The sequence below is a fragment of the Klebsiella sp. M5al genome (genome assembly GCF_002090195.1).
In the GTDB taxonomy this organism is placed as follows: Bacteria; Pseudomonadota; Gammaproteobacteria; order Enterobacterales; family Enterobacteriaceae; genus Klebsiella; species Klebsiella grimontii.
This window is the reverse complement of sequence record NZ_CP020657.1, coordinates 1,151,532-1,178,318: the sequence shown is the minus strand read 5'-3', so window position 1 is coordinate 1,178,318 and position 26,787 is coordinate 1,151,532. Positions and strand designations below refer to the sequence as shown.

Below are 26,787 nucleotides of genomic sequence, written 5' to 3'. Positions count from 1 at the left end.
TTCAATAGATTCATAGACATAAATTCAGCTTTAAAGAAGGACAGGACATCATTTTATTGACTATAAAACGAGCAAAAAGATGACGGATAGTACCATTAAGATTTACAATGCCCGCTATAGCAAGCTGATGAAGCTAATGGATTTTTTTGCCGTCAACCTGTTTATTTTCGCTTATTTAAAATACTTTTTCGTCGAACCCTCAACGGCCTCTCTGTTCCTGGGAATAATATATTCACTGATTTTTATCCGGGCTAATGAACACTTTCAGTTATATTCCGGTCAGTTCAAGGGACAATATTTAAAAAAATTAACCAAGCTGTTCTTCAGCGTCTGTATTAGCGGACTGTTGTCATTTTTATTATTCGTAAGCGCCGAACTATTGCTGAACAATCACGCCAGCACAAACGCGGTGCGGTTGGCTGAAATAATTGTGCTGTGTTCGATGGCCATATTTATTAGCATGTTTCTTATTCGCGTTATCTCCAGCCGCTATTTTTTCAAATCCAGACTCAAGGTGGCTATTTTAGGCATAACGCCGGCCGGACTGGCCATCGAGCAGGCGCTGTTTAAGGAGTATACCCACGACGGGATAGACATTACCTTCTTTGAGGACCGCGCCGTTCAGCGCGACAGTCGCCTGCTCAGCATTGAGAAAAAAGGCAACTCAAGAGACCTGCTGGCGCTGGCGAAAGCCGGAGAAATCGATGAAGTCTATATTGCCCTGCCGATGGTCGCCCAGCAGCGTATCCGCCAGTTCCTGAACGAATTTTCCGACACCACCGTAGACGTATTCCTGGTGCCGGACCTCTTTTCCTACAGCTCACATATTTCTCAGCTGCGGATGTTCGGCAATATTCAGACCATCAGCATTTTTACGTCGCCATTTGAAGGCGAAGGCGCGGTGCTCAAGCGTATCGAAGATATCGTGCTTGGCGCTTTTTTTACCCTGGTCAGCCTGCCGGTGATGCTGGCGGTAGCGATCGGCATTAAGCTGACTTCGCCGGGCCCTGTTCTGTTTAAACAAAACCGTTACGGCCTGAACGGTAAACAGATCCCCGTCTGGAAGTTCAGAACCATGCGCGTAATGGAGAACAGCGCGGTAGTGACCCAGGCGACGCGTAACGATCCGCGCATTACCCGCTTTGGCGCTTTTTTACGCAAAACCTCGCTCGATGAACTGCCGCAGTTTTTTAACGTACTGCAGGGAACCATGTCGATAGTGGGTCCACGCCCTCACGCGGTGGCCCACAATGAGCAATATCGCCTGCTGGTGGAAAATTACATGATCCGCCATAAAGTGAAGCCCGGCATTACCGGCCTGGCGCAAATTCACGGCTTTCGCGGCGAAACCGACACGATTGATAAAATGGAAAAACGTATTCAGTACGATCTGGAATATATACAGTCGTGGTCGCTGCTGCTGGATATCAAAATCGTTTTTTTAACGTTTTTCCGCGGATTTGTGGGGAAAAATGCGTTCTGAACTCACTTTCCTCGCGGGTCTACTGGCGGTTCCTTACGCATGGGCGGACCTGCAGGCTAAACCACATACCGGTGTGGCTGGCATCGATTTCGAGAGCCAGGTGGGTTATGACGTAGGTTACAATGACAACGTGACCTGGCAACGCTACGGCGGCAATGAAATCGGCTCCGCTTATCAAGGTGTTAAGCCGATTTTCAAAGCCATCGGCGAGCGCTACGAAGACCGCTATTTACTGATGTACTCCGGCGATTACCGCCGCTACGCCAGCGATAGCGCAGATAACCGCGACAACCATTTTTTTATGTTTAACGGCAAGTGGCGCTTCGGCAGCATGCACGGGCTGTCGTTGGATCTCGATGAAACGTTTGGTCATGAAGAGCGCGGCCGCGATACCACTGAGGGGTTTCTCCCCGAGCAGTTTACAGAGTTTGGCATTAATCAGCCTATCGCCACGCGCTTCTTTAACAGCGAACTGCGCTATAGCTACGGCGCCCCGGAAGGGCGCGGCAAAGCAGAAGTCGCGCTCATGCACAAGCAGTTGCGCTTTCGCAATCTCGACAGCATCGAGGACGCCAGCGCCGACTTTCATTACTACATGCACGATCAGGAGTGGCATGAAAACAGCCTGGTCGCCGAGCTGTTTGATCAAAAAGCCAAAACGCTGCGCTATCGCTATAGTTTTATCACTAACCAGCGTCGCTATGAGCTCAACCCGTTAAAAGACAGTAATGAATACTATCTATTGGTCGGCATGAAAAACCGCCTTTCCGGCAAGACCGAGATCCACGGCAACGTTGCCTGGCTGTATAAAGATTTCATCCATAACCCCGACTCACAGGGGTTCAACGGCCTGAACTGGGATATTAACGCCGACTGGAAACCGCTTGAACAGATAAAGCTCAACTTACACAGTTCGCAGCGTATTAAAGATCCCACCGACTCCGGCGGCTATATTCTGGTATCAAATTTCGGTGTGGGGTATGAGCACCACTGGCTGGTCGACAGATTCTCCACTCTGGTTGATTACTCTTATATTACAGAGGATTACAAGCACCAGACCAACGGACGCAAAGATCAATCAAATCTCGTGTCGCTCACCTTCAACTACGACTACCGTCCATCCGTTAATTTTCAGCTGAAGCTGCAATGGAACACGATGCATTCTAATAAAGAAAAAGATGCCTTTTATATTGGCCCGGACTATGACCATGAGGTCGAGCGCACGCTGGGCTATAACGACTCGGCCATTATTTTTATGACGCAGGTACAAATATGATCCTTACCTATGGAAAACGGGCGATTATTCCTCTTCTGGCGCTATGGCTGGCGGGCTGTTCGGCTCCCCAGCAGACGATCCGAACGCCGCCGGACGCCGTTTATCATCTGGATCAGGGCGATGAGATCAATATCGCGGTTTCCGGCGAGCAGGATCTCACTATGCGCGTAAAAATCGATAATAGCGGCAGCGTTGATTATCCTTATATAGGCTCGCTGATGCTGAAAGGAAAAACGCCGGAACAGGTCGGCAACGAAATTGCCGATAAGCTGCGCGGTAGCTATCTACAGGCGCCAATGGTGACCGTGAGCATTGCCGAATACCGGAAGATTTATCTGTTAGGCGAAGTCAAAAAACCGGACGGCTACGCATGGGAACCCGGCTTAACGGCGGAAAAATCCATTGCGCTGGCCGGCGGGTTTACCGATCGCGCCGATCGCCACGACATCCGCATTCGCCAGTTTCGCGGCGGTAAACTGCTGGAAAACGTCGCCGCCGACTCTGCCGTACAGGCTGGGGATACCATTATCATTGGCATGAGTTTCTTCTGATATGGCAATTTCATTGGTTGAAAATGGAAAGAAGAAAGAAGGCTTTATCGACTTCACGCCTTATTTCAACAAAATTAAGCACAAGCTCATCTGGTGCCTGGTGGTGGTCGTGGTGGCGGCAGCGGCGTCATGGATCCTGACGCGCTTTATGTCATCCAGCTATACCGCAACCGCGACGGTGCTGTTTAAAGCGCAGCCGCAGGACGTCACTCCCCTGCCGCGGCTGGAAAACTACGATTCCACCCGCAGCGATTACTATGAAACCAAATATGCGCTGATGGGCTCACGCGTGGTGCTTGAGGCTGCAGTGAAGGCGATGAAGTTGGAACAAGACCCCGAGTTTAACGGCGGGGATAATCTTGATCTGGCCACGCGCGTCAATAACGCGGTTCGCGCACTGCAAAAAAACCTGACCATCTCCGGCGTGCGCACCACGCAGCTGGTTTCGGTTTCCATGGAAGCGAAATCGCCGCAAAAAGCCGCCGATATCGCCAACGGCGTGGCGCAGGCGTTTATCGATTACAGCCTGGCGCAGAAGCAAAAAACCTTGCTTCAGGCGCAGGGCTGGAACGAAAAAATGATGGACGATCTGCGCGCTAAGCTCGATCGCCAGAAAGCCGATATCGATGATTTTCTTAAACAGAACGGCCTGCTGACCTTCCGCAGCATGGATGGCTACGAGACCGAGCGGCTGGGCATCGTGATTAACCATCTTGCCGACGCCACCCAGCGCCGTCTGAAAGCGCAAACGGTATGGGATAAAGTGCGCCGTCAGCAGGGGAAACCGCCGGAAGCGATCATCTCGCTGCCGGAAATTTCCGGCCATCCGCAGATTCAGGATTTGCGCATCGCGCTAATCCAGACCCGGCGTAACCTGTCGGAAGCGGCGAAACACTACGGTCCTAAGCATCCGAAATATCTTCAGGCCCAGGCCCAGCTACAGGTCGTCAACGGGCAGATAGGCCAGGTGTTGGGCGAACTGCTTAACGGCTTACGCCAGCAGTATCAGATTGCGCTGGACGATGAGCAGCACTACCAGAAGATGCTCGACGACCAGAAAGCCGATTTCCAGGCGCTGGGGGCCAAGCGCGACAAATACAACACCATGATGACCGCGCTGAACAAAACCGAGGAGCTGTATAAATCGCTGTATCAGCGGGCGAATGAGCAGAAGCTTTCCGAAACTTTTTCGGTTCCTGACGAAGCGATCTACGATGCCGCCGTGCCGCCAAATCAGCCCTCTAAACCGCAGCGCGGTCTGCTTATCGTGATGGCGACCCTGATGGCGCTGGCGCTGTATATCATGTACCTGATTGTCAGCACCGCGCTCGACAAAACGGTGAACAGCATCAGCGAACTCAAAGCCAAAACGGGCCTTGATGCCAGCGGGGAGTTTCCGCTGCTGCCTCAGGCGAACAGCGCGCAGCTGACGTTCCAGAATCTGCTGTACGCCGATATGATCCACAGCCTGCGCCTGGCGCTGCTCGGCCAGACTGAGTCACGCGGTACGATACTGGTGACCTCGGCGCAGACCCATGCCGGCAGCAGCCTGATAGCTGAACTGTTGGCGTGGTCGGCCAGTAAGTCAGGCAAAACCTTGCTCATCGACCTGGATTATCTGGCCAACGCAGGGCTCTCCGCGCGCTATCCGCAGCATAAAACAGGGTTCAGCGCGCGTCTGGAAGACCGCTGCGCCACGCCGCAGGCGGTCGTTTCTCTGGCCGACAATCTTGATTTTATGCCGCGCGGCGAACTGAACGACTCGACGCTGCTGCTGTTAACCTCGCAACGGCTCCCGGCCCTGCTGACCACGCTGCGGCAGACCTACGATTCGCTCATTCTTAATGCGCCATCGCTCGGCCTCGCGCAGGACGGCCTGCTGCTGGCCCCGCACGTCGATATCTCCCTGCTGGTGGTGAAAGCCAGCGAGCAAGCGTCCCGCGTCCGCGACGCGCAAAGCCGTCTGCACGCCGCTGCGCCAACGCCTGTCGCCATCATGCTTAACCAGGTGAAAGAAGAGAACCTGGAGACTCAGGAAGGCAAACGCCTGCCGGAGCGCGGCATGGGTGAACTGATCTCACCGAAGTAGCGATCATGAATTTAATTAAGAGTATTTCATCCATCGCCAGCTCCTCGGTCCTCTCGCAGGCGATCGGCGCATTTTCCGTGTGGCTGATTTCCCATCGCTACGGCATGGCGGAAGTCGGGCACTACGCGATGATCTACAGCAACGTGCTGATTGGCGCGCAGGTTTGCACTTTTGCGTCGCAGCTGCTGATCCCGCGCCAGGAGGAGCATGAACTGGGGCAGAACGTGGTGTTTTGCCTGCTGCAAAGCCTGCTCCTGGCGCTGCCGTGGGCGGTCATCACCGGACTGATATTCCATCTCAATATCGCGTTTCTCTATCTGCTGACCTTCGGCTATGCGCTGGTTTTGATCGCCGAGAACCTCTCGCTGCGCGGCGGCAACTATCCGTTTCTCACCTTTCAGCGCATCGCCGTGTCGCTGGTGGTGGCGATAGCCCTGCTGGCGATGCCGAACGCCACCCTGTTCTATATTGCCTGGATGGTGGGCATTTTGCTGCTGCTCAGCCTGTGCCTGCTGCGTTTATTTCACTTCAGCACCCTGACGCCGGCGCATTTTTCTCCGCGCGCCAACGGCCTTTTCGCACGCCAGCACTGGCAGCATCTCAGCCGCGTCGGCAGCGCGGAAGTGCTGGCGATGGCCAGCAACAATCTGCCGACGATGCTGATTAACGTCTGGTTTTCACCGCTGGTCGCGGGTTATTTCTCGGTGGTGAGCCGCTTCTGCTTATCGCCGGTGATGATTGTCGGTAACGCGGTGCGCAATTCCATCTTTTCAAAATGGTCGATGGATTTTCGCAACAACACCTTTAACTATGCGGAATACAAAAAAATTCGCCTGCTGCTGTTGGCCGCGGCGCTGATCTGTATCCTTGGGATCTGGATTTTCTATCCGCTGGTTATGCGCCTGGGCTTCAGCCAGGAGTGGCTCAATTCGATCCCGACCTCACGCTATATGCTGCCTTATCTGTTCGCCGCCCTGGCCGTCAGTCCGCTGACCGTTATCGAGCTTATCTTTGGTTCTAAACGCTATTTTTTACGCATTCAGATAGAGCAGCTGCTGATCATTATCGCCGCTTTTATCGCGCTGCCTGAATTGGGCCAGAGCTATGAAATTGCCCTGCTGACCTTCTCTGTTCTTACCAGCATTCGCTATCTGTTCATTCTGTTGAAAATGAATAAGCGGGCGCTCCAGCTCTCCCGGCAGGAGCAGAAAATATGCAGCTAAACACCGGTCGCTATCTGGAAGCATTCGCGCTGACGACCATCGTCTTCTGCGGCACGGTGCAGTATTTCACCGGCGTTGTCGCCGTACTATGGCTTCCGTTTTTCATGGTGCTGGTAATGGTGGTTCTGCTGATGATGCAAAGCCGGCAGCAGCCTCTCGCGCTCAGCGCCCGCGAGAAGGTGGTGCTGGCGCTGTATCTGACTTTTATTATCCTTAGCCTCTGCGCCACCGTTTTACAATCCGGCATCGTCACCGCCATCGTCGGTTTTAAAAACGAACTGGCCCTGTCGCTGGTGATGTTTTGCATGCTGCTTGGTATGTTTCGCGAGTCGCAGCTGCATCGCCTGACTCAGCTTTTTTACTGGCTGTTCTACGTCCAGTTCCCGCTGGCTATCTATCAGGTGCTGGTAGTGGTGCCAAAACGCGTCGCCCTGCGCGGTGAGGATGAAAAGTGGGATTCGGTAGTCGGCACGTTTGGCGGCGACCCGATGGGCGGCGGCAATACCGCGGCCATGGGGATGTTCTGCCTGCTGATTATGCTGCTGAAGGTGTCCGAATTTAAGCACGGTATCTGTTCATTCAAATCGATGGCGGCGCATATCGTGCTGGCCTTTTTCCTCTGCGTGGTGGGCGAGGTAAAATTCGTGATTCTGCTGTCGCCGTTCTTACTGGCGCTGCTGTGGATCATGCCCGCTTACGTCAGCGGCATCAGCAAAGTCACCCTGCGCTCGTTGATGATAATCGCCGCCGGAATGGTGGTGTTAATTTTTGCCGCTATCACCATTCTCGCCTCCAACTACTCGTCGGCCTTTGGCGGGGATCCGACCAAAAGCGCGCTCTCGGTATTTATCGATTCCCTCGGTTATATTTTTGATACTAACTACATTATGGAAAGCGGCGAGCTTGGCCGGTTTACCACTATTTTCTTCTGGCTTAAGCATAACGAACTTTTTGGCCCCGGCGGAATGCTATTTGGCTACGGTCTGAACGCGACCAACAGCGGCAGTACCGTCTCCCCAGGCTATATTGGCGCCTGGTATCATCTGATACTCGATTCCACCGCGCTAAGCATGATGCTGTGGGAAGTCGGTATTATCGGCGTGATCTTATTTATCGCCATGATTGCTTCTATTCTTATCGGCATGCGGCCCAAAGAGACCTTTTCCCGCTACGATCTAAAGCGTGAAGATTTACAGCTGCTCAGCTCCGCGCCTGCATTTTACGTCTTTGCCATCGGCTGTTTACTCAGCCTTCCCTACAGTCAGATCCTGATGATCATTCCCATGCTACAGTTTTTATTATGGCTGGCCCTCGGGGCGCTCATTGTCATTCATCGTTCCGTCCGTCTGAACTCCGGTACCCAATATGAATAAAACGCCATCAATTACCGTCAGCATTAAAACCCTCAACGAAGCGCAGGGGATTGAAAAAACGATCGACAGCGTCCGCAAGCAATTGCAGCCTTACCCGCATCAAATTATCGTCGCCGATAGCCTCTCCACCGACAACACCCGGGAGCTGGCCATCGCCAAAGACGCGATGGTGGTCTGCCTTGATAATGCGAAAGATCGCTGCTGCGGCGTGGGCCACCAGCTGGGCTGGTTATTCAGCGAAGGGGACTATCTGCTGCTGCTGGACGGCGATATGGAGCTGGAGCCGGGTTTTCTCGACACCGCCGTCGCCTTTCTCGAAGAACATCCCGAATACGCTGGCGTGGCGGGCAGCGTCGAGATGGATGATGCCGCTAACTATGAATTTAAATCGCGCAAGCAGCGCCTGCATCTTATTTATCCGCAGGGTGATACCGACCATCTTGGCGGCGGCGGACTCTATCGCCGCTCGGCAATCGAGAAAATTGGCTATCTGACTAACCTTAATCTCCACGGCTATGAAGAAGCCGAATTGGGGATCCGCTTGCAGGCCGCGGGCTATAAACTCCACCGCCTCGCCGCGCCCTATTTTAGCCATGCTTCCTATACCATGCCGACGTTTAGAATGTTGACCTATCGCTGGAAGAACGGTTTTTTATGGGCGCCCGGTGAGCTATTACGCAACTGCTGGGGGAAAAACCATTTTCCTGCCGCGCTTAAGATTGTTCGCAACGAACTGATATTCACGCTGTATATCCTGGTATTGATTATTTGCCTGCTGTCGTTAAATCCCGGTTTGATTATTATCGCCCTGCTTCCGCTGCTGGCGTTTATCGCCCTGAAGGCGATTAAAAATAAGTCGCTGCGGGACGGCGTACAGAGCGTTATCAACTTATCGTTATTTTCCGCAGGTATGGTGCGAGGCCTCATGAACTCCGTTCGCGATCCGATGAAACAACCCGCCGTGACCGTCTCCAACCCAAAACATATCCAGACAGAACATGAAAATATTATTCGTTAACAAATTCTTTTTTATTAAGGGCGGAGCGGAAACCGTATTTTTCCAGGAGCGAGACGCTATGCTGCAAGCGGGCTATCAGGTTGTCGACTTCAGCATGCAGCATGCAGAAAATAAACCCTCGCCCTGGGAAAGCTTCTTCGTACACAACGTGGACTACCATCAAAACCACGGGCTGACGGGCAAGCTCAAAGCGGGTATCGACTTTATCTACAACGCGGAGGCCTGCAGCAAGCTCAATACGCTGCTGCTGGCGCAGCGCCCGGATATTGTGCACTTTCATAATATTTACCATCAGCTGACGCCGGCGCTGATCGGCGTCGCCAAACGCTTTGGCTGCAAAACCGTGCTGACCGCGCACGATTATAAAATCGTCTGCCCATCGTACACCATGCTGCGCGATGGCCACGTTTGCGATGACTGTCTTACTGGTTCGGTGAGCAACGCCTTCCGCCATCGTTGCCAGCAGGGCGACACCTTTAAAAGCCTGCTGCTGTCGCTTGAGGCCTACTGGCAAAAGTTCGCGCAAAATTACGCCATGCTCGATTGCATCATCGCTCCCAGCGAATTTATGCGTCAGACGCTGCTGCGTAAATTACCCCGGTCACGGATCGAGACGATCGTCAACGGTATTGATGCCAGCGCCACGATCCCGGGCGATACGGCGGGCGATTATTTCCTCTATATCGGCCGCTTGAGCCGTGAGAAAGGCGTCGCTACCCTGGCGCTGGCGCAGCAAAAAATGCAGCAGCCCATGCCGCTGAAAATCGTCGGCGATGGCCCTCTCGGCAACGACCTGCGCGCCCGCTTTAGCGGTCCGGAATTTCTCGGCTATATGCGCCACGGAGAAGCGCTCAACGCGTTGATTCGCGGCGCGCGGGCGGTGATCGTCCCTTCCGAATATTATGAAAACTGCTCGATGTCGGTACTGGAGGCGATGGCGTTCGGTCGCCCCGTCGTCGGCGGCAATATCGGCGGCATTCCGGAGCAAATCCGCGATGGCATTGATGGCTATCTGGTGGAACCCGGGGATGCCGACGCGCTGGCGCGCATCATGGATGGCCTGGCCGCCAATCCGCAGCAGGCGCGGGAAATGGGCATCAACGCGCGCCAGCGTTTAGAAGAGAAATACGATCTCGCCCGGCATATGCAGGTTCTGCAGGAACTCTATCAGCAGCTTGTGGGGGAAGCGAAATGAAGCTCAAAGTGACGGTGCTTGGCACCCGCGGTATTCCGAATGTCCAGGGCGGCGTTGAGACCCATTGCCAGAATCTCTATCCGGAAATCTATCAACAGAATCACGCCGATATCTGCGTCATTGCCCGCTCACCGTACGTTGACTACCGCCGCAGCGAATATAAAGGCGTGCGGTTAAAAAGCCTGTGGGCGCCTAAAAGCCGCAAGTTCGAAGCCATTATTCACTCAACGCTGGCAGCCTTCAGCACCCTGTTTGACGGCTCAAATGTGGTTCACGTTCATGCGGTCGGCCCTGGCCTGGTGGTCCCTCTGCTGCGCCTGCTCGGCAAGCGCGTCGTTTTTACCCACCACGGCCCGGACTACGATCGCCAGAAGTGGGGCAAAATGGCGAAAGAGATGCTGCGTCTTGGTGAGAAATGGGCGGTGAAATATGCCAATGAAGTTATTGTTATCTCGGAAGTGATTAATACGCTGATTAAAACCAAACACGGCCGTACCAACGCTAACGTGATCTATAACGGCGTGCGCCAACCGCCGCTTCCCGCCGAAGAGACGCGACAGGCCACGCTGAATCAGTATTCGCTGAAAGCCGGGCAATACATTGTCGCCGTCGCCCGTTTTGTCGAAGAAAAAGGGCTGCACGATCTGCTTGCCGCCTACAAAGCCTCGAACTGTTCGCTGCCGCTGGTGCTGATTGGCGATGCCGATCATCCGGATGAGTATAGCGAGCGGCTGAAGAAACAGGCGGCCGCTACCCCGGGAGCGATCATGACCGGTTTTATTAGCGGCGATCCGCTGCATACCTTGTTCTCACAGGCCGGGCTTTTTGTTCTTCCGTCTTACCACGAAGGGCTGCCCATTGCCCTGCTGGAGGCCATGTCCTGGTCCTTACCGGTTATCGTCAGCGATATCCCCGCCAACCTGGAGATCGGCCTGCCTGCGGAGGTTTATTTTCCGACGGGCAATGTCGCCGCGCTAGCGCAAAAGCTCCAGTCCTGGCGCGGCGAGGAGACCGTGGATTACAGCCAGTTAATGCCCAAATACCGCTGGCCGGACATTGCAGCGAAAACGGCTCAGGTCTACCAGCGATTAACGAACAAGAGTCAACCGTGACAAAATCAACATCCGACCTGGTCATTGAGCGCTTTTATTCCGCGCTTGATGCGGAAACAGAAAGTTCATTAACGCCGGAGCAGAAACGCGGTATCGAACAGGCGCTGGTGAGATCGAGCCTGGCGTCGCGCCATCGTATCGACTTTCGCCATAGCTTTCCGTTTCTGCATCGTCGATATTTTGTAGTCTTTTTATGCGGTCGCGATCTGCGCAAAATCCCGCGGGAAAGTACGCTGCTCGGGCGTCTATTTTCCACCCTGGCGATTACGTTTGCCGTGCTGTTCGCCATTCTTGCCGTGCTGCTGGCGCTCTATATGCTGAAATCCGCGCTGGGAATCGATGTGTTTAAGAACTTTCACGTCGGTATCTGGACATGGTTTGTGAACCTCCACGATAAAGTGAATTAACGATGAGCTCTTTTTCGCCGCGCCGCGCCGCGCTCTGTTTGGCGCTCCTGCTGGCCGGAATCATTCCGTCTGCGGCGGTACTGGCTGAACGTACGGTTATCACCCCGCCGGCCTTCACCGGTCTGTTAACGAACCCAGGGATCGGCGTGGCCAGTTTCCACGATGGTTATGGCCAGAAGCCCTCTCTGCAAGAGTATCCGAACACCGGGTTTGAATACGATCGCTTTTACTGGAGCGATCTGGAGCCTGAAGAAGGCGTCTATAATTTTGCGCCGATCGATCATGCCTTCAGCGTCGCCGCTCAGCATCAGCCGGCGATGAACGTCGGATTGCGTATTATGGCGCTCGATGAACCGCAATCGGGCTCGAAAATCCCCGCCTGGCTTATCAAAAAAGGCATTCAGGGACAATGGGTCGAAAATGGCAAAACCTTTGTCCCGGATCTCAGCGATCCGACTTTTATCGCCTATGCGCAAAAGCTGCTTAACGCCCTCGGCGCGCGTTATGACGGTAATCCGGAGCTGGCGTTTGTCGATATCGGCATGGTGGGTTCGTGGGGTGAATGGCATAACTCCAATTTCCCTGACGTCGCGCCGTTGATGGAAAAGTACACTCCGCAACAGCTCAATCGCTACGTTGATATGCACTTCAGCAGTTTCCCTAAAACGCCCAAAATCATGTTGATCAGCGGCGGCGACTCGCTGGCCTGGGCCAGCCAAAAAGGCGCCGGATGGCGCGCGGACTGCTGGGGAGACTGGCATAACTTTTCCCCGGAGTGGAGCCATATGCGCGATGACTATCCTCAACGCCTGGCCGCCGCGCAGGCGGCGTGGGGCGGGTTTAATGACGGCTGGCAGCACGCTCCCGTGAGCCTCGAGATTTGCGGCTATATGGCGGAATGGGAAAGCGTGCAGCATTACACTCGCGAAGAGGTCCAGGCAAGCTTCGACTGGGCATTAGCGCAGCACGCCAGTACCCTGAATCTGAAATCGCGACCGGTGCCGGCGGCGTATCGCGATATCGTTGATAATGCGTTATTGCGCATCGGCTATCGCTACCGGGTGAGCCAGCTGGAATTTGATACGCCCGTACGTAGCGGCATGCCGCTTACGCTGAATGTCACCTGGCGTAACGACGGCGTCGCCCCGGCCTATCTCCCCTGGCTTGTACAATGGCGGATAGTCAATGCGGCGGGCGATACCGTTACGCAAATCAAAACGGCGGATGACGTTCGCCAGTGGCTGCCCGGAGCTCATCAAAGCCGCGCTACGCTAGCGCTGCCTGCCGGGCTGCCTGACGGTCAATACCGCCTGCAGGCGGCCCTGGCCAATCATCAGGGGCAACCGCGTATTCAACTCGCTAACGAAGGTCAAACCGGTGACGGATGGTATTCACTGGCTTCGTTTAACCTTAAGGAATAATCATGTTTGAGGCTATCAGACAGGTCGGCCAGGAGATCAAATCCTGCGGCGGCATAAAAGCGAAAATCGCGGTTCTGCTCTATCGTCTGGCGACGCTCTATCGCAGCCGTAATCCTCTGTGGAAGATCTGCGGGATCCCCTTCGTTATTCTCAATATCGTGATTAACGAGTGTTTATTTTGCATTGAGCTGCCGTGGCGAGCGCGCATTGGCTATGGGCTGAAGCTGTATCATCCGCACTGCATTGTGATTAACCGGGGAACGATCATCGGGCAAAACTGCACTTTGCGCCAGGGCGTCACTATTGGCAGCGTGACCGATAGTCAGGGCCGGGAAAGCGCTAGCCCGCGAATTGGCGATAACGTGGAATTTGGCGCCCACGCCGTGGTGATTGGCGCGGTCACGCTAGGCGACAATGTCAAAGTCGGCGCGGGCACGGTGGTAACCAAAGATCTGGCCGCCGGCATGATTGCCGTCGGTCAGCCATACCGGGTATTAAACGGCGATTAGCGTAGGTTTGCCTGGGGACAAAACCCACGCTGATAGAAACGCGGGTTTTAACGCGGGATAGCAAAATGACCGGAACTTAGGCCCTCAGCTTAACCGGTTCGCTGAAATCATCGGCGGGCTCCAGCTTAAGGCTGAAGGTCGCCAGTAACGCTTCGGCTCGTTGGTGAAAATCGCGTAGCGTCTTTTCGAGCTTTTCCGTGACTTCAGGATCGTCAATCGCGACCGGACGCCAGTCGCCTTCTTTATCGAACAATCCAAACTGATAGCTATAGGTGAAGCGCGAAGCCTGCGCTTCCATCTCCATCCACCATCCCCAGAACTCGCGTTTTTCAGGCGCTGGTTTTACGTTGACGCAAACTGCCAGGCAATCGAAAAAGAAGCGGTTGTCTTCACATTGCTCCTCACGGATGTAAGGGCCAAGCGCCGTGAATTTCTTAATCAGCTTACTCTTCAGGTGTCCACTCGGTAACGTCATTGCGATCTCCTTTAGTGATGCTATGACGTTACCAAATCAATAGAATTTAGCAATATATTAACTAAATCTATGGCTAATCCAGCGGGCGATCTGCCGCAGGGCGTGATCGAAATTACGGTAGACCGGATTGAACGGGATCTCCAGCAGCTTGCCGTCGGAGGAGGAGGAAGTGATTAAACGCGACTCCTCTTCCGGACTGAACGGATCGTCTTTCCAGAAACCGGAGAGCATCGGCGTAGGGCAGCGACGCCCCAGCAGACCCTGAACCTTCAGGGAATAGCGGTTAAGCTCAACCCGCAGCGCTTCGTCGGAGGCGTCATGCATACCCAGACGCGACGCCAGAACGTCGAGATACATTTCCGGCACCCGTCCCTGATGCAGCGGGTCCACCAGCAGTCCGTGCACCACCGGCCCCAGACAGGCCACCGCCTTCAGGCGCTGGGGTTCAAGATAGCCCAGCCGGACGGCGATGTTCGCGCCGAAGCGGAAACCAAAGGCGGCCACCCGGGTATGGTCAACCCAGGGAACATTAGACAGATGCTGCAGCACATACTGGTGCAGCATGCTGGTATCCTGGGTCAGCTTGCATTTTGAAGAGAAACCGATGGAAGGCATATCGACCGTCAGCATAGCGATGCCCAGGGGCGCAAAATAGTTCTCATACAGGTTGTAATAATCGGTCTGTAGCGCGTCAAGCCCGCCGCACATCAGCACCGTCGGGAACGGCCCATCGCCCGGCGGCATATGTAAGAAACCGGTGATCGGCGCGGCGCCGGGGATGGCGAACTCCAGCTCTCGCAGTTTGCCGGGCAAGCGCTGGGCGGCTTCTTCATAGGCCCGGTATGCCAGCACCTGCGCCTGTTCCGCCAGCTCATCGCCCTTGATATGCGGATAGGCGGCAATGCTGTAAAGGTTTGCCGCATGGAGCCAGTGACGACCGCTAACCAGAAGATTCTCTTCCTGACCGGCCTTTTGCTGCCAGTCCATCGCCTGTTTGGCCCATTCAAAGATCCAGTTGCCGCCGCGATAGCCCACGACCGTATCGTAAAGCTCGGGGTCGGTCCGCTCCGCATCGCTCATGACGATACGCGCCTGCACGTCGAGGATTTCCTGTGGCGTCACGCCACGCCAGATCCACATCAGGCGGTTAATCAATCGGTACCAGTGATCAACGTGATTGCCGCTAAGCGCGGACTGGATCGGTTGTTGCGCTCCGGTGTTAAACCGACGCACCAGCGTAGAGGTTTCCGGATGTTTGAATCGGGGTTTAAACAACGTTTCGCTAAGGTTAGCCTGGGACATGTGCCGCCTCCATCATGTTGCCACTCAAGCTATTGTAACCTGCGTCAGGGTAAAAAAAACCACGCCCGGCAAAACCGGGCGTGGTAATTAGCATTTATGCGGGAAATTAACGGCCTGCGATAGGCGGTACGAATACCACGCCCATATCCCACGGCTGTTCAATCCAGGTATCTTGGGGAATATCAACGACATAATCATCAACCAGCGGGCGACCTGCCGGTTTGGCGAAGATGGTGACAAAATGTGCTTTAGGATACATTTCGCGGATGGCAACGGCGGTACCGCCGGTATCAACGAGATCGTCGATCACGATAAAGCCTTCGCCATCGCCTTCCGCACGTTTCAGCACGGTCAGTTCACGCTGATTATCGTGGTCATAGCTTGAGATGCAAACGGTATCAACATGACGAATACCCAGTTCACGCGCCAGTAATGCTCCCGGTACCAGACCGCCACGGCTAACGGCAATAATGCCTTTCCACTGTTCAACCGGCAGCAGACGGGTTGCCAGTTTGCGGGCGTGAATCTGCAACATGTCCCAGGTGACGACGTATTTTTCGCTCATGTGAAGTGTCCCAGCCTGTGTAATACGGCTTAAATAATGTTCGAGGGGGAAAATGGTTGCGCGAGATTATAGAGATCTGACGCGCTAAAAACCAGCGTTAAGCGGCCCCCGCGACTCTTTTTACGTGGTTTACACTACCAGAGTACACGGAAAGTGGTATTCTCAACCCCATCGCGCAAGCCCGGGCTTGTAGTGTATTTGATTGCTAACCCCTCGATCTGCAAACGACTTTTGCAGGTGATTGTAAGGAGACTTATCGTGTCTGAACTGTCTCAATTATCCCCGCAGCCGCTGTGGGATATTTTTGCCAAAATCTGCTCTATTCCTCACCCCTCCTATCACGAAGAACAGCTCGCTGAGCACATTATGGGCTGGGCAAAAGAAAAAGGCTTACACGCGGAACGCGACCAGGTTGGCAACATTCTGATTCGTAAAAGCGCGACTGCCGGTATGGAAAACCGTAAACCGGTGGTGCTGCAGGCGCACCTCGATATGGTGCCGCAGAAAAACAACGATACCGTTCACGACTTCGCTAAAGATCCTATTCAGCCGTATATCGACGGCGAGTGGGTTAAAGCGCGCGGCACCACCCTGGGCGCCGATAACGGTATCGGCATGGCCTCCGCATTGGCGGTGCTGGCCGACGACAACGTTGTTCACGGCCCGCTGGAAGTGCTGCTGACCATGACGGAAGAAGCCGGAATGGACGGCGCGTTTGGCCTGCAGGCTAACTGGCTGCAGGCGGACATCCTGATCAACACCGACTCCGAAGAAGAGGGTGAGATTTATATGGGCTGCGCCGGCGGGATCGACTTCACCTCTGACCTCGCGCTGACCCGTGAAGCCGTTCCGGCCGGTTTCCAGAGCTTTAAGCTGACCCTGAAAGGGCTGAAGGGCGGCCACTCCGGCGGCGAGATCCACGTTGGTTTAGGCAATGCCAACAAGCTTCTGGCACGCTTCCTCGCGGGCCATGCTGAAGAGCTGGATCTGCGCCTGGTCGATTTCAACGGCGGCACCCTGCGCAACGCTATTCCCCGCGAGGCGTTCGCTACTGTCGCCGTGGCCGCGAACAAAGTGGATACGCTGAAAGCGCTGGCTAATGAGTACCAGGCGATCCTGAAAAACGAGCTGGCGGCCAAAGAGAAAAACCTGACAGTACTGCTGGAATCGGTTGCGAACGACCAGCCTGCGCTGACGGCCCAATCTCGTGACACCTTTGTACGCCTGCTTAACGCCACGCCGAACGGCGTCATCCGCAACTCTGATGTGGCAAAAGGCGTGGTGGAAACCTCGCTGAACGTCGGCGTGGTGACCATGACCAGCGATAACGTGCAGATTCACTGCCTGATTCGCTCGCTGATCGACAGCGGTAAAGATTATGTCGTCAGCATGCTGGATTCTCTGGGCAAGCTGGCCGGCGCGAAAACCGAAGCGAAAGGCGCCTATCCTGGCTGGCAGCCGGACGCCAGCTCGCCGGTGATGCATCTGGTGCGTGAAACCTATCAGCGTCTGTTCAACAAGACGCCGAATATCCAGATTATCCACGCGGGCCTGGAGTGCGGTCTGTTCAAAAAACCGTATCCGGACCTGGACATGGTTTCTATCGGGCCAACCATTACCGGCCCCCACTCCCCGGACGAGCAGGTTCACATTGAAAGCGTTGGCCAGTACTGGACGCTGCTGACCGAGCTGCTGAAATCCATTCCGGCGAAGTAAGACAATTAAGGCCCACACCGCGAGGCGCGGGCCTTTTCTTTATAAGATGACCGTTCGAAAAGCCCGCTTTACCGATTGCGTATACCGGCCACGCGCATTTACCGCCTTGAGTCATTGCAAGAAAGGCCTGCAAAGTGCGTTCTGAGTATTTAGCGCATCGATTTCCCGCCGCATCCGGTAATTAAGAAACCGCTCACCGCGCGCTTCAACCTGCTGTTGCTCAATTACGCTAAAACCGTGGCGTTCAAAAAAGGGCTTTGCCGTAATGCTGGCTTCTACCGTTAACACGCGTTCAGGCCGCCGTATAAACAATGCGTTGAGCAATGCGCTGGCTATTCCCTGGCGGCTATAGTCGGGAGAGACAAACAGCAAATCAATATAGTCATCCACGGTGGTAATAAACCCGACCGGCGATGCCTCTTTTACCGCGACCAGTACCCGTGAAGCCGCTATTTTTTGCCGCCAGCGGGCTTCATCAACCTGAGCCCAGGCGGCAATTTGCCGGGGAGAATAATCGGCGCTGGCCATCTCTTTAATCGCCCGCAAAAAAATCGCGCATAGCGTGGCAAAATCACGCTCTTCATACGGTCTTATTTTCAGCATTGTTATAACCCCAGAACCAATTGTCGCTCCAGCTGCGGATCGAGCAGCGTCACGTGCAGCCCCACCAGCCTGACTCCCCGACCTCCGCGCCGCTCGTTCCAGGCTTTATGGGCAGTGGTGATCAAATCATCTTTATTCAATCGGGGCCAGACATGCTCCTGAGTCGTGAGTTGGAAATCATTAAACTTCAGCTTGACCCCCTGCCGGGCGATCAGTAAATCCGGTTTAACCTTCGCCAGGCGCCGTTCCAGTTCCGGATAGAGATTCTCAATAATCGACTCACACTCCGCCCATTCGTGGATATCCTCTACCAGGGTTCGCTCAACGCCCACCGATTTGCGCTGGCGCTCGCTGCTGATTTCTCGTTCATCAATTCCCTGGCTGCGCTCCCATAGTATCCGCCCGAATTTACCAAAGCGCTTGAGCAACATCGCCAGATCGCTGTTCTGCACATCTGCACAGGTCCTCAGCCCCATGCTTTCGAGCTTCGCGGCGGAAACTTTGCCGACGCCCGGGATCTTCGCTAGCGGCAACGTTTTGACAAACTCCGCGACCTGGTGCGGCGCAATCACAAACTGGCCGTTGGGTTTATTCAGGTCCGAGGCGATTTTTGCGAGAAACTTTACTGGCGCAATGCCTGCGGAGGCGGTCAAATTTAGCTCACGATGGATGGTCTCGCGGATCTCCTGCGCCATCAGCGTCGCTGACCCCTGACAATGAACGCTGTCGCTAACGTCCAGATAGGCTTCGTCCAGCGATAAAGGCTCGATTAGCGAGGTATAGCGGGAAAAAATCTCCCGGATATGGTTCGACGCCTCTTTATAAGCATCAAAGCGGCCGGGAAGCAGCGTCAGGTGAGGACAAAGCTTGAGCGCTGTGGCGGTGGGCATGGCGCTACGCACGCCGAATTTACGCGCCGGATAGTTGGCCGTACTGATCACACCGCGCTGCACCCGGCTACCGCCAATGGCGATAGGGATGTCGCGCAGTGCCGGGTTGTCCCGCATCTCCACCGCCGCGAAGAAGCAGTCCATATCAACGTGGATGATCTTACGCATAGCCAAACCTTAGACTGTACATGCGTACAGTATAGCAAAAGTCGGCGAAATTTAATCTTTTAAAAACCCTCGCCATAAAAAACGTGCTACAACATAAAAGTGCAACAAATATGATTTATTTTTCATATGGTTATATTAATGAACAGGGTGAATGTAATCATGAAATCAATACTTACTGCGCTTGGTTTGCTTATTGCCAGCAGCGCCTGCGCTGCGCCGCAGCTCATTGCTCATCGGGGAGGCACCGGCGATGCGCCGGAAAACACCCTTCCGGCGATAAAACTGGCGCTGGAGAATAAGGCCGAGGCGATTTGGATAACGGTACAATTAAGCCATGATGGCGTTCCGGTCTTATATCGCCCGAGCGATTTATCCGCCCTGACTGACCATACCGGGAAGGTCTCAAGCTTTAGCGCTGCCGAACTGGCCCGCATGGACGCGGGATGGAAATGGGGCGGTGAAACTCACCCCTGGCGCGGAAAAAATGCCACCATTCCAACGCTGCAATCAGTGCTGGAGCAATGGCCGCAGACCTTCTTTTACATCGATATTAAATCGCCTGATGCCGACCCGGCAATGATGGCTTCGCGTCTTAGTGAAGTATTGCAAACAACCCATAGCCTCTCGCGCGTACGCGTTTATTCCACCGAAGACCGCTATATCGCGGCGCTACCGGAATCTATTCCCCATTTCGTCAGCCGGGGCGAAACGCGAACGAAGCTGGCTAATATTTCCCTTAGCCACCAGTGCCAGCCAACCACGCAGCCGGGCGATGACTACTGGTACGGTCTGGAGCTGAAACGCAAGGTAGAAATCGTGGAGAAGTTCACCCTCGGCGAAGGCGTGTCGCCAGCCACCCTCACCTGGGATAAAGAAGCCATGGACTGTTTCCGCTCTCAGGGCAAAGCCCATATTGTCTTCTTCGGCATTAATAGCGCCGATGATTTTCGTAAGGCAAGCGAGCTGGGAGCCGATGGCGTGATGGTAGACTCGCCGGCGAAAGCGAAAACCTGGTAAATCGTAAAAGGCCGCGATAAGCGGCCTGCTGTTTAAATGATGCGATCCCGTTTGCGCTGCGCTTCGCGAGCCATGCGTTTTTTACGCGCATCGCAAGGTTCAGGACAGTCGCAGACCTTTTCCAGACCCAGCGATGAGATCCCGCCGCAGCTGCCCTGAAGAGTTTTGCGCTTGATCAGGTACCCTAGCGACATTCCCAGAATAACCAGCGCGAAAATCACGAAGGTCGCGACAAATACCGTCAGCATCATCAGCCTCCAAAATCGTCCAGCATGATGTTTTCATCCTCAACGCCGAGATCTTTAAGCATTTTGATAACCGCGGCGTTCATCACCGGCGGCCCACACATGTAAAACTCACAATCTTCCGGCGCCGGGTGATCGCGCAGATAGTTTTCACACAGGACGTTATGAATGAAGCCAGTATGGCCGGTCCAGTTATCTTCCGGCTGCGGATCGGAGAGCGCCACGTGGAAGGTAAAGTTCGGGTTTTCCCGTGCCAGCTGTTCAAACTCGTCATCATAGAACATTTCTCGCAGAGACCGCGCACCGTACCAGAAACTGATTTTACGTGAGCTGTGTAGCCGCTTAAGCTGGTCGAAAATATGCGAGCGCATCGGCGCCATCCCCGCCCCGCCGCCGATAAACACCATCTCCGCCTGCGTTTCTTTGGCAAAGAACTCCCCAAACGGCCCGGAAATCGTCACTTTATCGCCAGGCTTCAGCGACCAGATATACGAGGACATAATCCCCGGCGGCGCATCAGGCACCTGCGGCGGCGGCGTGGCAATACGCACGTTGAGCATAATGATGCCCTTCTCTTCCGGATAGTTAGCCATGGAGTAGGCGCGTAACGTGGGCTCTTTCACGTCAGAGACATAGCGGAAAAGATTAAATTTATCCCAGTCGCCGCGATACTCGTCCGGAACGTCAAAGTCGGCATAGGCGACTTTGTGCGATGGACACTCGATCTGAATATACCCGCCGGCGCGGAACGGAACCGCGTCACCGTCAGGCACGCGCAGCTTCAGCTCCTTGATGAAAGTGGCCTTGTTATCGTTCGAGATAACTTCACACTCCCACTTCTTAACGCCAAAAATCTCCTCTGGCAGCTCGATTTTCATGTTCTGCTTCACCGCGACCTGGCAGGCCAGGCGGCAGCCCTCTCTCGCCTCACGCTTAGTGATATGAGAGAGTTCGGTAGGCAGGATATCACCGCCACCCTCTTTCACCGTCACCCGGCACTGGCCGCAGGAGCCCCCGCCGCCGCAGGCCGACGAAACGAAGATACCGTTGCTGGAGAGCGTATTCAGCAGCTTGTCGCCCGCCGGAGTACGAATCTGTTTATCCGCCTCATTATTGATTTCAATGACCACGTCGCCCGCATTCACCAGCTTCGAACGCGCGGCCAGTATCAGCCCCGATAGCACCAGGACGATCAGCGTGAACATCACTACGCCAAGAATAATTTCCATACTTTCCGCCCTTATAGCTGCACACCGGAGAATGACATAAAGCCCAGCGCCATCAGACCTGTGGTAATAAAGGTGATCCCTAACCCACGCAGACCCGCGGGCACGTTTGCGTATTTCATTTTTTCACGGATACCCGCCATCGCCACAATTGCCAGCAGCCAGCCGATGCCGGAACCAAAGCCGTAAACGATCGACTCGCTGAAGTTATAGTCACGCTGCACCATGAAGGAGACACCGCCAAAAATCGCACAGTTGACGGCAATCAGCGGCAGGAAGATCCCCAGAGCGTTATAGAGCGTCGGGAAGTACTTATCGAGGATCATCTCGAGGATCTGAACCAGCGCGGCAATAACGCCAATGAAGGTAATAAAGTTCAGAAAGCTCAGATCAACGCCTTCCACCAGCGCGCCGTCGCGCAGCACCAGGTTGTAAACCAGATTGTTAATGGGTACCGCCAGCCCAAGCACGACCGTTACCGCAACGCCGAGCCCGAAAGCGGTCGACACTTTTTTCGATACCGCGAGGAAGGTACACATCCCAAGAAAGAAGGCCAGCGCCATGTTTTCAACAAACACGGCGCGGACAAACAGGCTAATGTAATGAGCCATAATCGGTTACTCCTTTTCCTGCTGTTCAGGCTTCCAGCTACGCACCGCCCAAATCAACAAACCGATAATGAAGAACGCACTCGGCGCCAGAAGAAACAGGCCATTTGGCTGATACCAGCCGCCGTTCTGCACCGTTTCCAGCACCGTGATGCCAAACAGTTTGCCGCTGCCAATGAGCTCGCGCAGAAAGCCGACAAGCAACAGGATCGCGCCGTATCCTAGACCGTTGCCAATACCGTCCATAAAGCTTGCCAACGGCGGCGACTTCATGGCATAGGCTTCCGCCCGCCCCATTACGATACAGTTGGTAATGATAAGGCCGACGAATACCGATAGCTGTTTGGAGGTTTCATAAGCAAAAGCGCGCAGCAGTTGGTCAACGACAATAACCAGCGAAGCGATAATCGCCATCTGCACAATGATGCGCACGCTATTCGGAATGTGGTGGCGGATCATGGAGATAAACATGCTGGAGAAAGCCGTAACCAGCGTCACCGCGATGGTCATCACAAAAGCCGTCTCCAGCTTGGTGGTCACCGCCAGCGCGGAGCAGACGCCCAGGACCTGCAGCGTGATAGGGTTATTAGCGATAAGCGGCCCCACCAGCACGCGCTTCATTTCTTTCATGTCGCCTAAATCAGCCATTATTCAGCCCCCCTTCACGTACCTTATGCAGGAATGGACCAAAGCCCAGTTCGCCCATCCAGAAATCAAAACTATGCTGCACACCGTTGGAAGTCAGCGTCGCGCCCGACAGGCCATCCACGGCGTGCAGGTCGCCCGGACGCGCGCCGCCTTTAACGATTCTCAGCGCAGGCATACCTTTATCATCAAGCACTTGTTTACCGATAAACTGCTGGCGCCAGTTGGGGTTTTCGATTTCCCCGCCCAGCCCCGGCGTTTCGCCGTGATCGTAATAGGTGATCCCTTTGAGCGTACGGCCATCGGTTTCCAGCGCAATAAAGGCGTACATCACCGACCACAGGCCGTTACCGTAAATGGGCAGGACGATTTCCTGAATCTGCTGCTTTTCATCGCGCACCAGATAAATTTCGGCAATATTACTGCGGCGTTTGATGCCGGCCGGGTCCTGACTGGCGTCCAGCTGTAGGCTTTGCTGGGGATCTTTCAGAGCCTGGGCCTGATTAAACTTGCCGGGATCTTTATCCAGCAGCTCGCCGCTGGCTAAATCGACTAATCGCGGAGAGATACGGGCCTTAAAAATATCAGCCACATCCTCTGCGCTCATCCCCTGCTTCATCAGACCGGCAACCGCCAGGATATTGCGCTGTTTATCGAGAGCGCGCTGCTCCTGCTGGCGCGATTTTAGCCCCACCGCAGAACCGGCGACCACGATTGAGCAGACCAGACAAAGCACCAGCACCACCAGCAGCGTTTTGCCGATGCTATCGTTACTTTTATTCTCAGCCACGCGACTTCCTCCGCTTAATATTGGCCCGCACCACCAGATAATCGAACAGCGGCGCGAAGAGGTTGGCGAAGAGGATCGCCAGCATCATCCCTTCCGGATAGGCCGGGTTGACCACGCGAATCAGGACGCACATCACGCCGATCAGCAGGCCATAGCTCCATTTACCTTTATCCGTAAACGACGCGGACACCGGGTCCGTCGCCATAAACATCATGCCGAAGGCGAAACCGCCGAGCACCAGATGCCAGTACCACGGCATGGCAAACATCGGGTTGGTATCAGAGCCAATGAAATTAAACAGCATCGCGGTAGCCACCATACCGATGAAAACCCCGGCGACGATGCGCCATGAGGCCACGCGACCAAAGATAATGATTGCCCCGCCGATCAGAATCATCAGCGTCGAGACTTCGCCAATCGAGCCCGGAATCTTGCCGAGGAAGGCATCCATCCAGCTTACCGGCAGACCGGTAGCGACGTTCACCAGCGATTCACCGCCGCCGCTGGCCCACTGGGATAGCGGCGTCGCGCCGGAGAAGCCATCCGCCGCAGTCCACACCAGGTCGCCGGAAATTTGCGCCGGCCAGGCAAAGAATAAGAACGCGCGCCCCGCCAGCGCCGGGTTGAGAAAGTTTCGCCCGGTTCCGCCAAAAATCTCCTTGGCCATGACGACACCGAAGGTGATCCCAAACGCGGCCTGCCATAGCGGCAAAGTGGGCGGTACGATCAGCGCAAACAGAATAGAGGTAACGAAAAAGCCCTCGTTAACCTCGTGTTTACGCACGATAGCAAACAGCACTTCCCAGAACCCACCAACAAGAAACACGGTGATGTAGACAGGCAGGAAAAATACCGCCCCCAGGGTCATCATACTGAGCCAGCCGGCATCAGCGGTGAAGTTTACCCCCAGCCACTGGGCAATGCTGTAGTGCCAGTTCCCGGCGATGACCTGCTGCAGCTGTTCAGCGCTATATAATTTAGCCAGCGCCGGTATGGTCTGCAGACCAACGTTATACATTCCCCAGAACATCGCCGGGAAAACGGCGAACCACACCAGTATCATCATCCGCTTAAGGTCGATGGCGTCTCTGACGTGCGCCGCTCCGCGCGTCACCTGACCGGGTGTATAAAACAAGGTCGCCGTCGCTTCGAACAACGGGTAGTATTTTTCCAGCTTGCCGCCGTGCGTAAAGTGCGGCTCAAGTTTGTCAAACAGTTGCTTTAAGCCCATCACTTATCCTTCCTGCTCAATCTGGGTTAACACGCTGCGCAACGCCGGGCCATATTCATACTTGCCGGGACACACGTAGGTGCAAAGCGCCAGGTCTTCTTCATCCAGTTCCAGACAGCCCAGCGCCTGTGCGCTATCGGTATCCCCCGCCAGCAAATCCCGCAGCAGCATGGTGGGCAGAATATCCAGCGGCATCACTCGCTCATAGTTGCCAATCGGCACCATAGCCCGCTCGCCGCCGTTGGTATCCGTCGAGAAATTAAACAGCTTACGCTTCATAAAGTGGCCGAGCGTGGTGCGAGTGATGGAGAATTTGTCCTTCCCCGGCATCACCCAGCCGAACAGCTCTTTCTCTCGCCCTTCCTTCACCACGCAGACCTGTAAATGAAAGCGGCCAAGAAAAGCATGCGGCCCGCGGGCATGCGTTCCGCTGAGGACCGAGCCGGAAATAATCCGGTTTTCATCATCCAGCAGTTCATCTGCCAGCAGCTCATCAAGGCTGGCGCCTGAACACGTTTTTATCAGACGGGGCTCCTTCACCTGCGGGCCACCGAGGGCAATAATACGTTCGACAGACAGCTCCCCTTCCAGGAATAATTTGCCAACGGCGATAACGTCTTGATAGTTAAGATGCCAGACCTGCTTTTTCAGGCTAACCGGTTCGAGAAAATGGATGTGGGTCCCCACCAGCCCGGCGGGATGCGGCCCGGCAAACTGGTTGAAAGTAACCTGGCCAACCGGATGCCCGCCAAGCTTGCCGCCGCTGGCCTGACAGACGTGGACTTTACCGTCGGTCAGCCGCGTCAACAGCGTCAAACCAGCGTCAAAGGCCTCACGCTGGGCCAGTATGATTGGCTGAGGGTCTGCCGCCAGCGGATTCGTATCAATGGCGGTGACAAATATGGCCGCTGGCACGCTGCCCGGCGCGGGTATTTTGCTGAAAGGACGGGTGCGAAATGCCGTCCACATCCCCGACTCCAGCAGCTGGCGCTGTACGGCCTCGCGCGTCAACCCGGCAAGATCGGCTAATTCATAGCGGGGAAAGTGAACGGCATCATCGCCATCCACATCAATAACGACCGATTGCAGAACCCGACGCTCGCCGCGATGAATGGCGCTAATGGTCCCACTTGCCGGTGCGGTAAAACGCACGCCAGGATTTTTTTTGTCTTCGAACAGAAGCTGCCCTTTTTGTACCCGGTCACCTTCACGCACCGCCATCGAGGGGCGCATACCGATGTACTCTTCACCTAACAGCGCAACGCGCTTAACCGCAGGCTTCGAAGAAATCTGCTGTGATGGCATGCCAGCTATGGGCAAATTCAGCCCTTTCGTGATTTTAATCATATCGTTAGCAGGTATCCGTTACCTAAACCCCGGCATCAGGCCGAGGCCAGCATAATTAATGGAAAATAAGAGGAAGAAAGGAACATTGTAGTCCTGGTGATTCACAAGACGGGAGAGAAGCATCCTTTCTTACCCTGAGCATTTAGCGGGCCAAGTGTAACATTTCGTGAGCGGCGCCTGTAGACAAACCGCCATTAAGTCGTTCTAAAATGCGAGCTATTACGCAAAGTTCTGACTGCGCTTTGCCTCAAGATTCGCTATAACGGAAAACTAAAACGTAAACGTGGCACATCGTGCTTGCG

The 26,787-nt window shown here is 54.7% G+C and carries 26 protein-coding genes; 14 read left to right on the top strand and 12 right to left on the bottom strand.

The features are described 5' to 3' along the window. Positions 1 to 79: 79 nt before the first annotated feature. Genes BWI76_RS05615 through BWI76_RS05560 form a run of 12 tightly spaced genes read left to right on the top strand, consistent with a single transcriptional unit; the run spans position 80 to position 13,657 of the window. Positions 80 to 1,483, top strand: a complete 1,404-nt coding sequence (locus tag BWI76_RS05615; RefSeq protein ID WP_004133794.1) for an undecaprenyl-phosphate glucose phosphotransferase — start codon at positions 80 to 82, stop codon at positions 1,481 to 1,483. After that, the gene (locus tag BWI76_RS05610) at positions 1,473 to 2,759 is read left to right on the top strand and encodes an outer membrane beta-barrel protein (RefSeq protein WP_004133795.1); all 1,287 of its coding nucleotides are present in this window, start codon (positions 1,473 to 1,475) and stop codon (positions 2,757 to 2,759) included. Before BWI76_RS05615 ends, BWI76_RS05610 begins: the two co-directional genes overlap by 11 nt. Further along, complete coding sequence (locus tag BWI76_RS05605; protein ID WP_004133796.1) at positions 2,756 to 3,310, top strand: polysaccharide biosynthesis/export family protein; 555 nt, start codon at positions 2,756 to 2,758, stop codon at positions 3,308 to 3,310. The genes BWI76_RS05610 and BWI76_RS05605 overlap by 4 nt, the downstream gene beginning before the upstream one ends. Before the next feature lies 1 nt (position 3,311). Beyond that, positions 3,312 to 5,399, top strand: coding sequence for a GumC family protein (locus BWI76_RS05600; protein ID WP_004133800.1), 2,088 nt, complete (start codon positions 3,312 to 3,314; stop codon positions 5,397 to 5,399). A gap of 5 nt (positions 5,400 to 5,404) precedes the next feature. After that, positions 5,405 to 6,622, top strand: coding sequence for a capsular polysaccharide biosynthesis protein (locus tag BWI76_RS05595; RefSeq protein WP_004133805.1), 1,218 nt, complete (start codon positions 5,405 to 5,407; stop codon positions 6,620 to 6,622). Next, the gene (locus BWI76_RS05590; protein WP_004133807.1) at positions 6,613 to 7,995 is read left to right on the top strand and encodes a hypothetical protein; all 1,383 of its coding nucleotides are present in this window, start codon (positions 6,613 to 6,615) and stop codon (positions 7,993 to 7,995) included. The genes BWI76_RS05595 and BWI76_RS05590 overlap by 10 nt, the downstream gene beginning before the upstream one ends. After that, a complete protein-coding gene (locus BWI76_RS05585) occupies positions 7,988 to 9,013 on the top strand; it encodes a glycosyltransferase family 2 protein (protein ID WP_004133808.1) in 1,026 nt (341 codons plus the stop codon). The genes BWI76_RS05590 and BWI76_RS05585 overlap by 8 nt, the downstream gene beginning before the upstream one ends. Beyond that, complete coding sequence (locus BWI76_RS05580) at positions 8,994 to 10,208, top strand: glycosyltransferase family 4 protein (protein ID WP_004133809.1); 1,215 nt, start codon at positions 8,994 to 8,996, stop codon at positions 10,206 to 10,208. The genes BWI76_RS05585 and BWI76_RS05580 overlap by 20 nt, the downstream gene beginning before the upstream one ends. Then, positions 10,205 to 11,320, top strand: a complete 1,116-nt coding sequence (locus tag BWI76_RS05575) for a glycosyltransferase family 4 protein (protein WP_004133810.1) — start codon at positions 10,205 to 10,207, stop codon at positions 11,318 to 11,320. The genes BWI76_RS05580 and BWI76_RS05575 overlap by 4 nt, the downstream gene beginning before the upstream one ends. Then, positions 11,317 to 11,727, top strand: a complete 411-nt coding sequence (locus BWI76_RS05570; RefSeq protein ID WP_004133811.1) for a hypothetical protein — start codon at positions 11,317 to 11,319, stop codon at positions 11,725 to 11,727. Before BWI76_RS05575 ends, BWI76_RS05570 begins: the two co-directional genes overlap by 4 nt. A gap of 2 nt (positions 11,728 to 11,729) precedes the next feature. Continuing rightward, the gene (locus BWI76_RS05565; RefSeq protein ID WP_049088535.1) at positions 11,730 to 13,148 is read left to right on the top strand and encodes a DUF4832 domain-containing protein; all 1,419 of its coding nucleotides are present in this window, start codon (positions 11,730 to 11,732) and stop codon (positions 13,146 to 13,148) included. Between the two features lie 2 nt (positions 13,149 to 13,150). Beyond that, complete coding sequence (locus tag BWI76_RS05560) at positions 13,151 to 13,657, top strand: serine acetyltransferase (RefSeq protein WP_004133814.1); 507 nt, start codon at positions 13,151 to 13,153, stop codon at positions 13,655 to 13,657. A gap of 76 nt (positions 13,658 to 13,733) precedes the next feature. Here the strand turns inward: BWI76_RS05560 and crl are convergent, their stop codons facing one another. From crl to gpt, 3 genes are all read right to left on the bottom strand, one after another. Further along, entirely contained in the window at positions 13,734 to 14,132 is a 399-nt protein-coding gene (crl, locus tag BWI76_RS05555; protein WP_004133815.1) for a sigma factor-binding protein Crl, read from the bottom strand. 57 nt (positions 14,133 to 14,189) lie between these two features. Further along, positions 14,190 to 15,434: an esterase FrsA gene (gene frsA, locus BWI76_RS05550; RefSeq protein WP_024359130.1), complete on the bottom strand. Its 1,245-nt coding sequence runs from the start codon at positions 15,432 to 15,434 to the stop codon at positions 14,190 to 14,192. A gap of 106 nt (positions 15,435 to 15,540) precedes the next feature. Next, a complete protein-coding gene (gene gpt / locus BWI76_RS05545) occupies positions 15,541 to 15,999 on the bottom strand; it encodes a xanthine phosphoribosyltransferase (protein WP_004129200.1) in 459 nt (152 codons plus the stop codon). A gap of 258 nt (positions 16,000 to 16,257) precedes the next feature. On the opposite strand from gpt, the gene pepD reads away from it, so the two are divergent. Beyond that, a complete protein-coding gene (gene pepD, locus BWI76_RS05540) occupies positions 16,258 to 17,715 on the top strand; it encodes a cytosol nonspecific dipeptidase (protein ID WP_024359131.1) in 1,458 nt (485 codons plus the stop codon). A 111-nt stretch (positions 17,716 to 17,826) separates the two neighbouring features. On the opposite strand, the gene BWI76_RS05535 is transcribed toward pepD, so the two are convergent. Beyond that, positions 17,827 to 18,315: a GNAT family N-acetyltransferase gene (locus tag BWI76_RS05535; protein ID WP_406565776.1), complete on the bottom strand. Its 489-nt coding sequence runs from the start codon at positions 18,313 to 18,315 to the stop codon at positions 17,827 to 17,829. A 5-nt stretch (positions 18,316 to 18,320) separates the two neighbouring features. Then, positions 18,321 to 19,376, bottom strand: a complete 1,056-nt coding sequence (gene dinB / locus BWI76_RS05530) for a DNA polymerase IV (protein WP_049086427.1) — start codon at positions 19,374 to 19,376, stop codon at positions 18,321 to 18,323. A 159-nt stretch (positions 19,377 to 19,535) separates the two neighbouring features. Between dinB and BWI76_RS05525 the strand changes: the two genes are divergently transcribed. After that, positions 19,536 to 20,393, top strand: a complete 858-nt coding sequence (locus BWI76_RS05525; RefSeq protein WP_064342200.1) for a glycerophosphodiester phosphodiesterase family protein — start codon at positions 19,536 to 19,538, stop codon at positions 20,391 to 20,393. A gap of 32 nt (positions 20,394 to 20,425) precedes the next feature. Here the strand turns inward: BWI76_RS05525 and nqrM are convergent, their stop codons facing one another. The 7 genes from nqrM to BWI76_RS05490 are packed head-to-tail and all read right to left on the bottom strand — an operon-like array spanning position 20,426 to position 26,485. Beyond that, positions 20,426 to 20,641 (bottom strand): (Na+)-NQR maturation NqrM, encoded by a 216-nt coding sequence (gene nqrM, locus BWI76_RS05520; RefSeq protein WP_004133833.1) that lies wholly within the window; start codon positions 20,639 to 20,641, stop codon positions 20,426 to 20,428. 2 nt (positions 20,642 to 20,643) lie between these two features. Continuing rightward, positions 20,644 to 21,867 (bottom strand): NADH:ubiquinone reductase (Na(+)-transporting) subunit F, encoded by a 1,224-nt coding sequence (gene nqrF / locus BWI76_RS05515; RefSeq protein ID WP_004133836.1) that lies wholly within the window; start codon positions 21,865 to 21,867, stop codon positions 20,644 to 20,646. 11 nt (positions 21,868 to 21,878) lie between these two features. Further along, entirely contained in the window at positions 21,879 to 22,475 is a 597-nt protein-coding gene (gene nqrE / locus BWI76_RS05510) for an NADH:ubiquinone reductase (Na(+)-transporting) subunit E (RefSeq protein ID WP_024359136.1), read from the bottom strand. A gap of 6 nt (positions 22,476 to 22,481) precedes the next feature. Further along, a complete protein-coding gene (locus tag BWI76_RS05505) occupies positions 22,482 to 23,120 on the bottom strand; it encodes an NADH:ubiquinone reductase (Na(+)-transporting) subunit D (RefSeq protein ID WP_004133840.1) in 639 nt (212 codons plus the stop codon). Next, a complete protein-coding gene (locus BWI76_RS05500; protein WP_004133842.1) occupies positions 23,113 to 23,907 on the bottom strand; it encodes a Na(+)-translocating NADH-quinone reductase subunit C in 795 nt (264 codons plus the stop codon). Before BWI76_RS05500 ends, BWI76_RS05505 begins: the two co-directional genes overlap by 8 nt. Continuing rightward, the gene (locus BWI76_RS05495) at positions 23,900 to 25,138 is read right to left on the bottom strand and encodes an NADH:ubiquinone reductase (Na(+)-transporting) subunit B (RefSeq protein ID WP_064371488.1); all 1,239 of its coding nucleotides are present in this window, start codon (positions 25,136 to 25,138) and stop codon (positions 23,900 to 23,902) included. Before BWI76_RS05495 ends, BWI76_RS05500 begins: the two co-directional genes overlap by 8 nt. Before the next feature lie 3 nt (positions 25,139 to 25,141). After that, on the bottom strand, positions 25,142 to 26,485 hold the full coding sequence (locus BWI76_RS05490; protein ID WP_064342198.1) for a Na(+)-translocating NADH-quinone reductase subunit A: 1,344 nt from the start codon (positions 26,483 to 26,485) through the stop codon (positions 25,142 to 25,144). Positions 26,486 to 26,787: the final 302 nt, after the last annotated feature.

What these genes read in the sequence shown, in the direction of transcription:
- BWI76_RS05615 (WP_004133794.1), top strand. Translation starts at nt 80, where the DNA reads ATGACGGATAGTACCATTAAGATTTACAATGCCCGCTATAGCAAGCTG.
- BWI76_RS05610 (WP_004133795.1), top strand. Translation starts at nt 1,473, where the DNA reads ATGCGTTCTGAACTCACTTTCCTCGCGGGTCTACTGGCGGTTCCTTAC.
- BWI76_RS05605 (WP_004133796.1), top strand. Translation starts at nt 2,756, where the DNA reads ATGATCCTTACCTATGGAAAACGGGCGATTATTCCTCTTCTGGCGCTA.
- BWI76_RS05600 (WP_004133800.1), top strand. Translation starts at nt 3,312, where the DNA reads ATGGCAATTTCATTGGTTGAAAATGGAAAGAAGAAAGAAGGCTTTATC.
- BWI76_RS05595 (WP_004133805.1), top strand. Translation starts at nt 5,405, where the DNA reads ATGAATTTAATTAAGAGTATTTCATCCATCGCCAGCTCCTCGGTCCTC.
- BWI76_RS05590 (WP_004133807.1), top strand. Translation starts at nt 6,613, where the DNA reads ATGCAGCTAAACACCGGTCGCTATCTGGAAGCATTCGCGCTGACGACC.
- BWI76_RS05585 (WP_004133808.1), top strand. Translation starts at nt 7,988, where the DNA reads ATGAATAAAACGCCATCAATTACCGTCAGCATTAAAACCCTCAACGAA.
- BWI76_RS05580 (WP_004133809.1), top strand. Translation starts at nt 8,994, where the DNA reads ATGAAAATATTATTCGTTAACAAATTCTTTTTTATTAAGGGCGGAGCG.
- BWI76_RS05575 (WP_004133810.1), top strand. Translation starts at nt 10,205, where the DNA reads ATGAAGCTCAAAGTGACGGTGCTTGGCACCCGCGGTATTCCGAATGTC.
- BWI76_RS05565 (WP_049088535.1), top strand. Translation starts at nt 11,730, where the DNA reads ATGAGCTCTTTTTCGCCGCGCCGCGCCGCGCTCTGTTTGGCGCTCCTG.
- BWI76_RS05560 (WP_004133814.1), top strand. Translation starts at nt 13,151, where the DNA reads ATGTTTGAGGCTATCAGACAGGTCGGCCAGGAGATCAAATCCTGCGGC.
- crl (WP_004133815.1), bottom strand. Translation starts at nt 14,132, where the DNA reads ATGACGTTACCGAGTGGACACCTGAAGAGTAAGCTGATTAAGAAATTC.
- frsA (WP_024359130.1), bottom strand. Translation starts at nt 15,434, where the DNA reads ATGTCCCAGGCTAACCTTAGCGAAACGTTGTTTAAACCCCGATTCAAA.
- gpt (WP_004129200.1), bottom strand. Translation starts at nt 15,999, where the DNA reads ATGAGCGAAAAATACGTCGTCACCTGGGACATGTTGCAGATTCACGCC.
- dinB (WP_049086427.1), bottom strand. Translation starts at nt 19,376, where the DNA reads ATGCGTAAGATCATCCACGTTGATATGGACTGCTTCTTCGCGGCGGTG.
- BWI76_RS05525 (WP_064342200.1), top strand. Translation starts at nt 19,536, where the DNA reads ATGAAATCAATACTTACTGCGCTTGGTTTGCTTATTGCCAGCAGCGCC.
- nqrM (WP_004133833.1), bottom strand. Translation starts at nt 20,641, where the DNA reads ATGCTGACGGTATTTGTCGCGACCTTCGTGATTTTCGCGCTGGTTATT.
- nqrF (WP_004133836.1), bottom strand. Translation starts at nt 21,867, where the DNA reads ATGGAAATTATTCTTGGCGTAGTGATGTTCACGCTGATCGTCCTGGTG.
- nqrE (WP_024359136.1), bottom strand. Translation starts at nt 22,475, where the DNA reads ATGGCTCATTACATTAGCCTGTTTGTCCGCGCCGTGTTTGTTGAAAAC.
- BWI76_RS05505 (WP_004133840.1), bottom strand. Translation starts at nt 23,120, where the DNA reads ATGGCTGATTTAGGCGACATGAAAGAAATGAAGCGCGTGCTGGTGGGG.
- BWI76_RS05495 (WP_064371488.1), bottom strand. Translation starts at nt 25,138, where the DNA reads ATGGGCTTAAAGCAACTGTTTGACAAACTTGAGCCGCACTTTACGCAC.
- BWI76_RS05490 (WP_064342198.1), bottom strand. Translation starts at nt 26,485, where the DNA reads ATGATTAAAATCACGAAAGGGCTGAATTTGCCCATAGCTGGCATGCCA.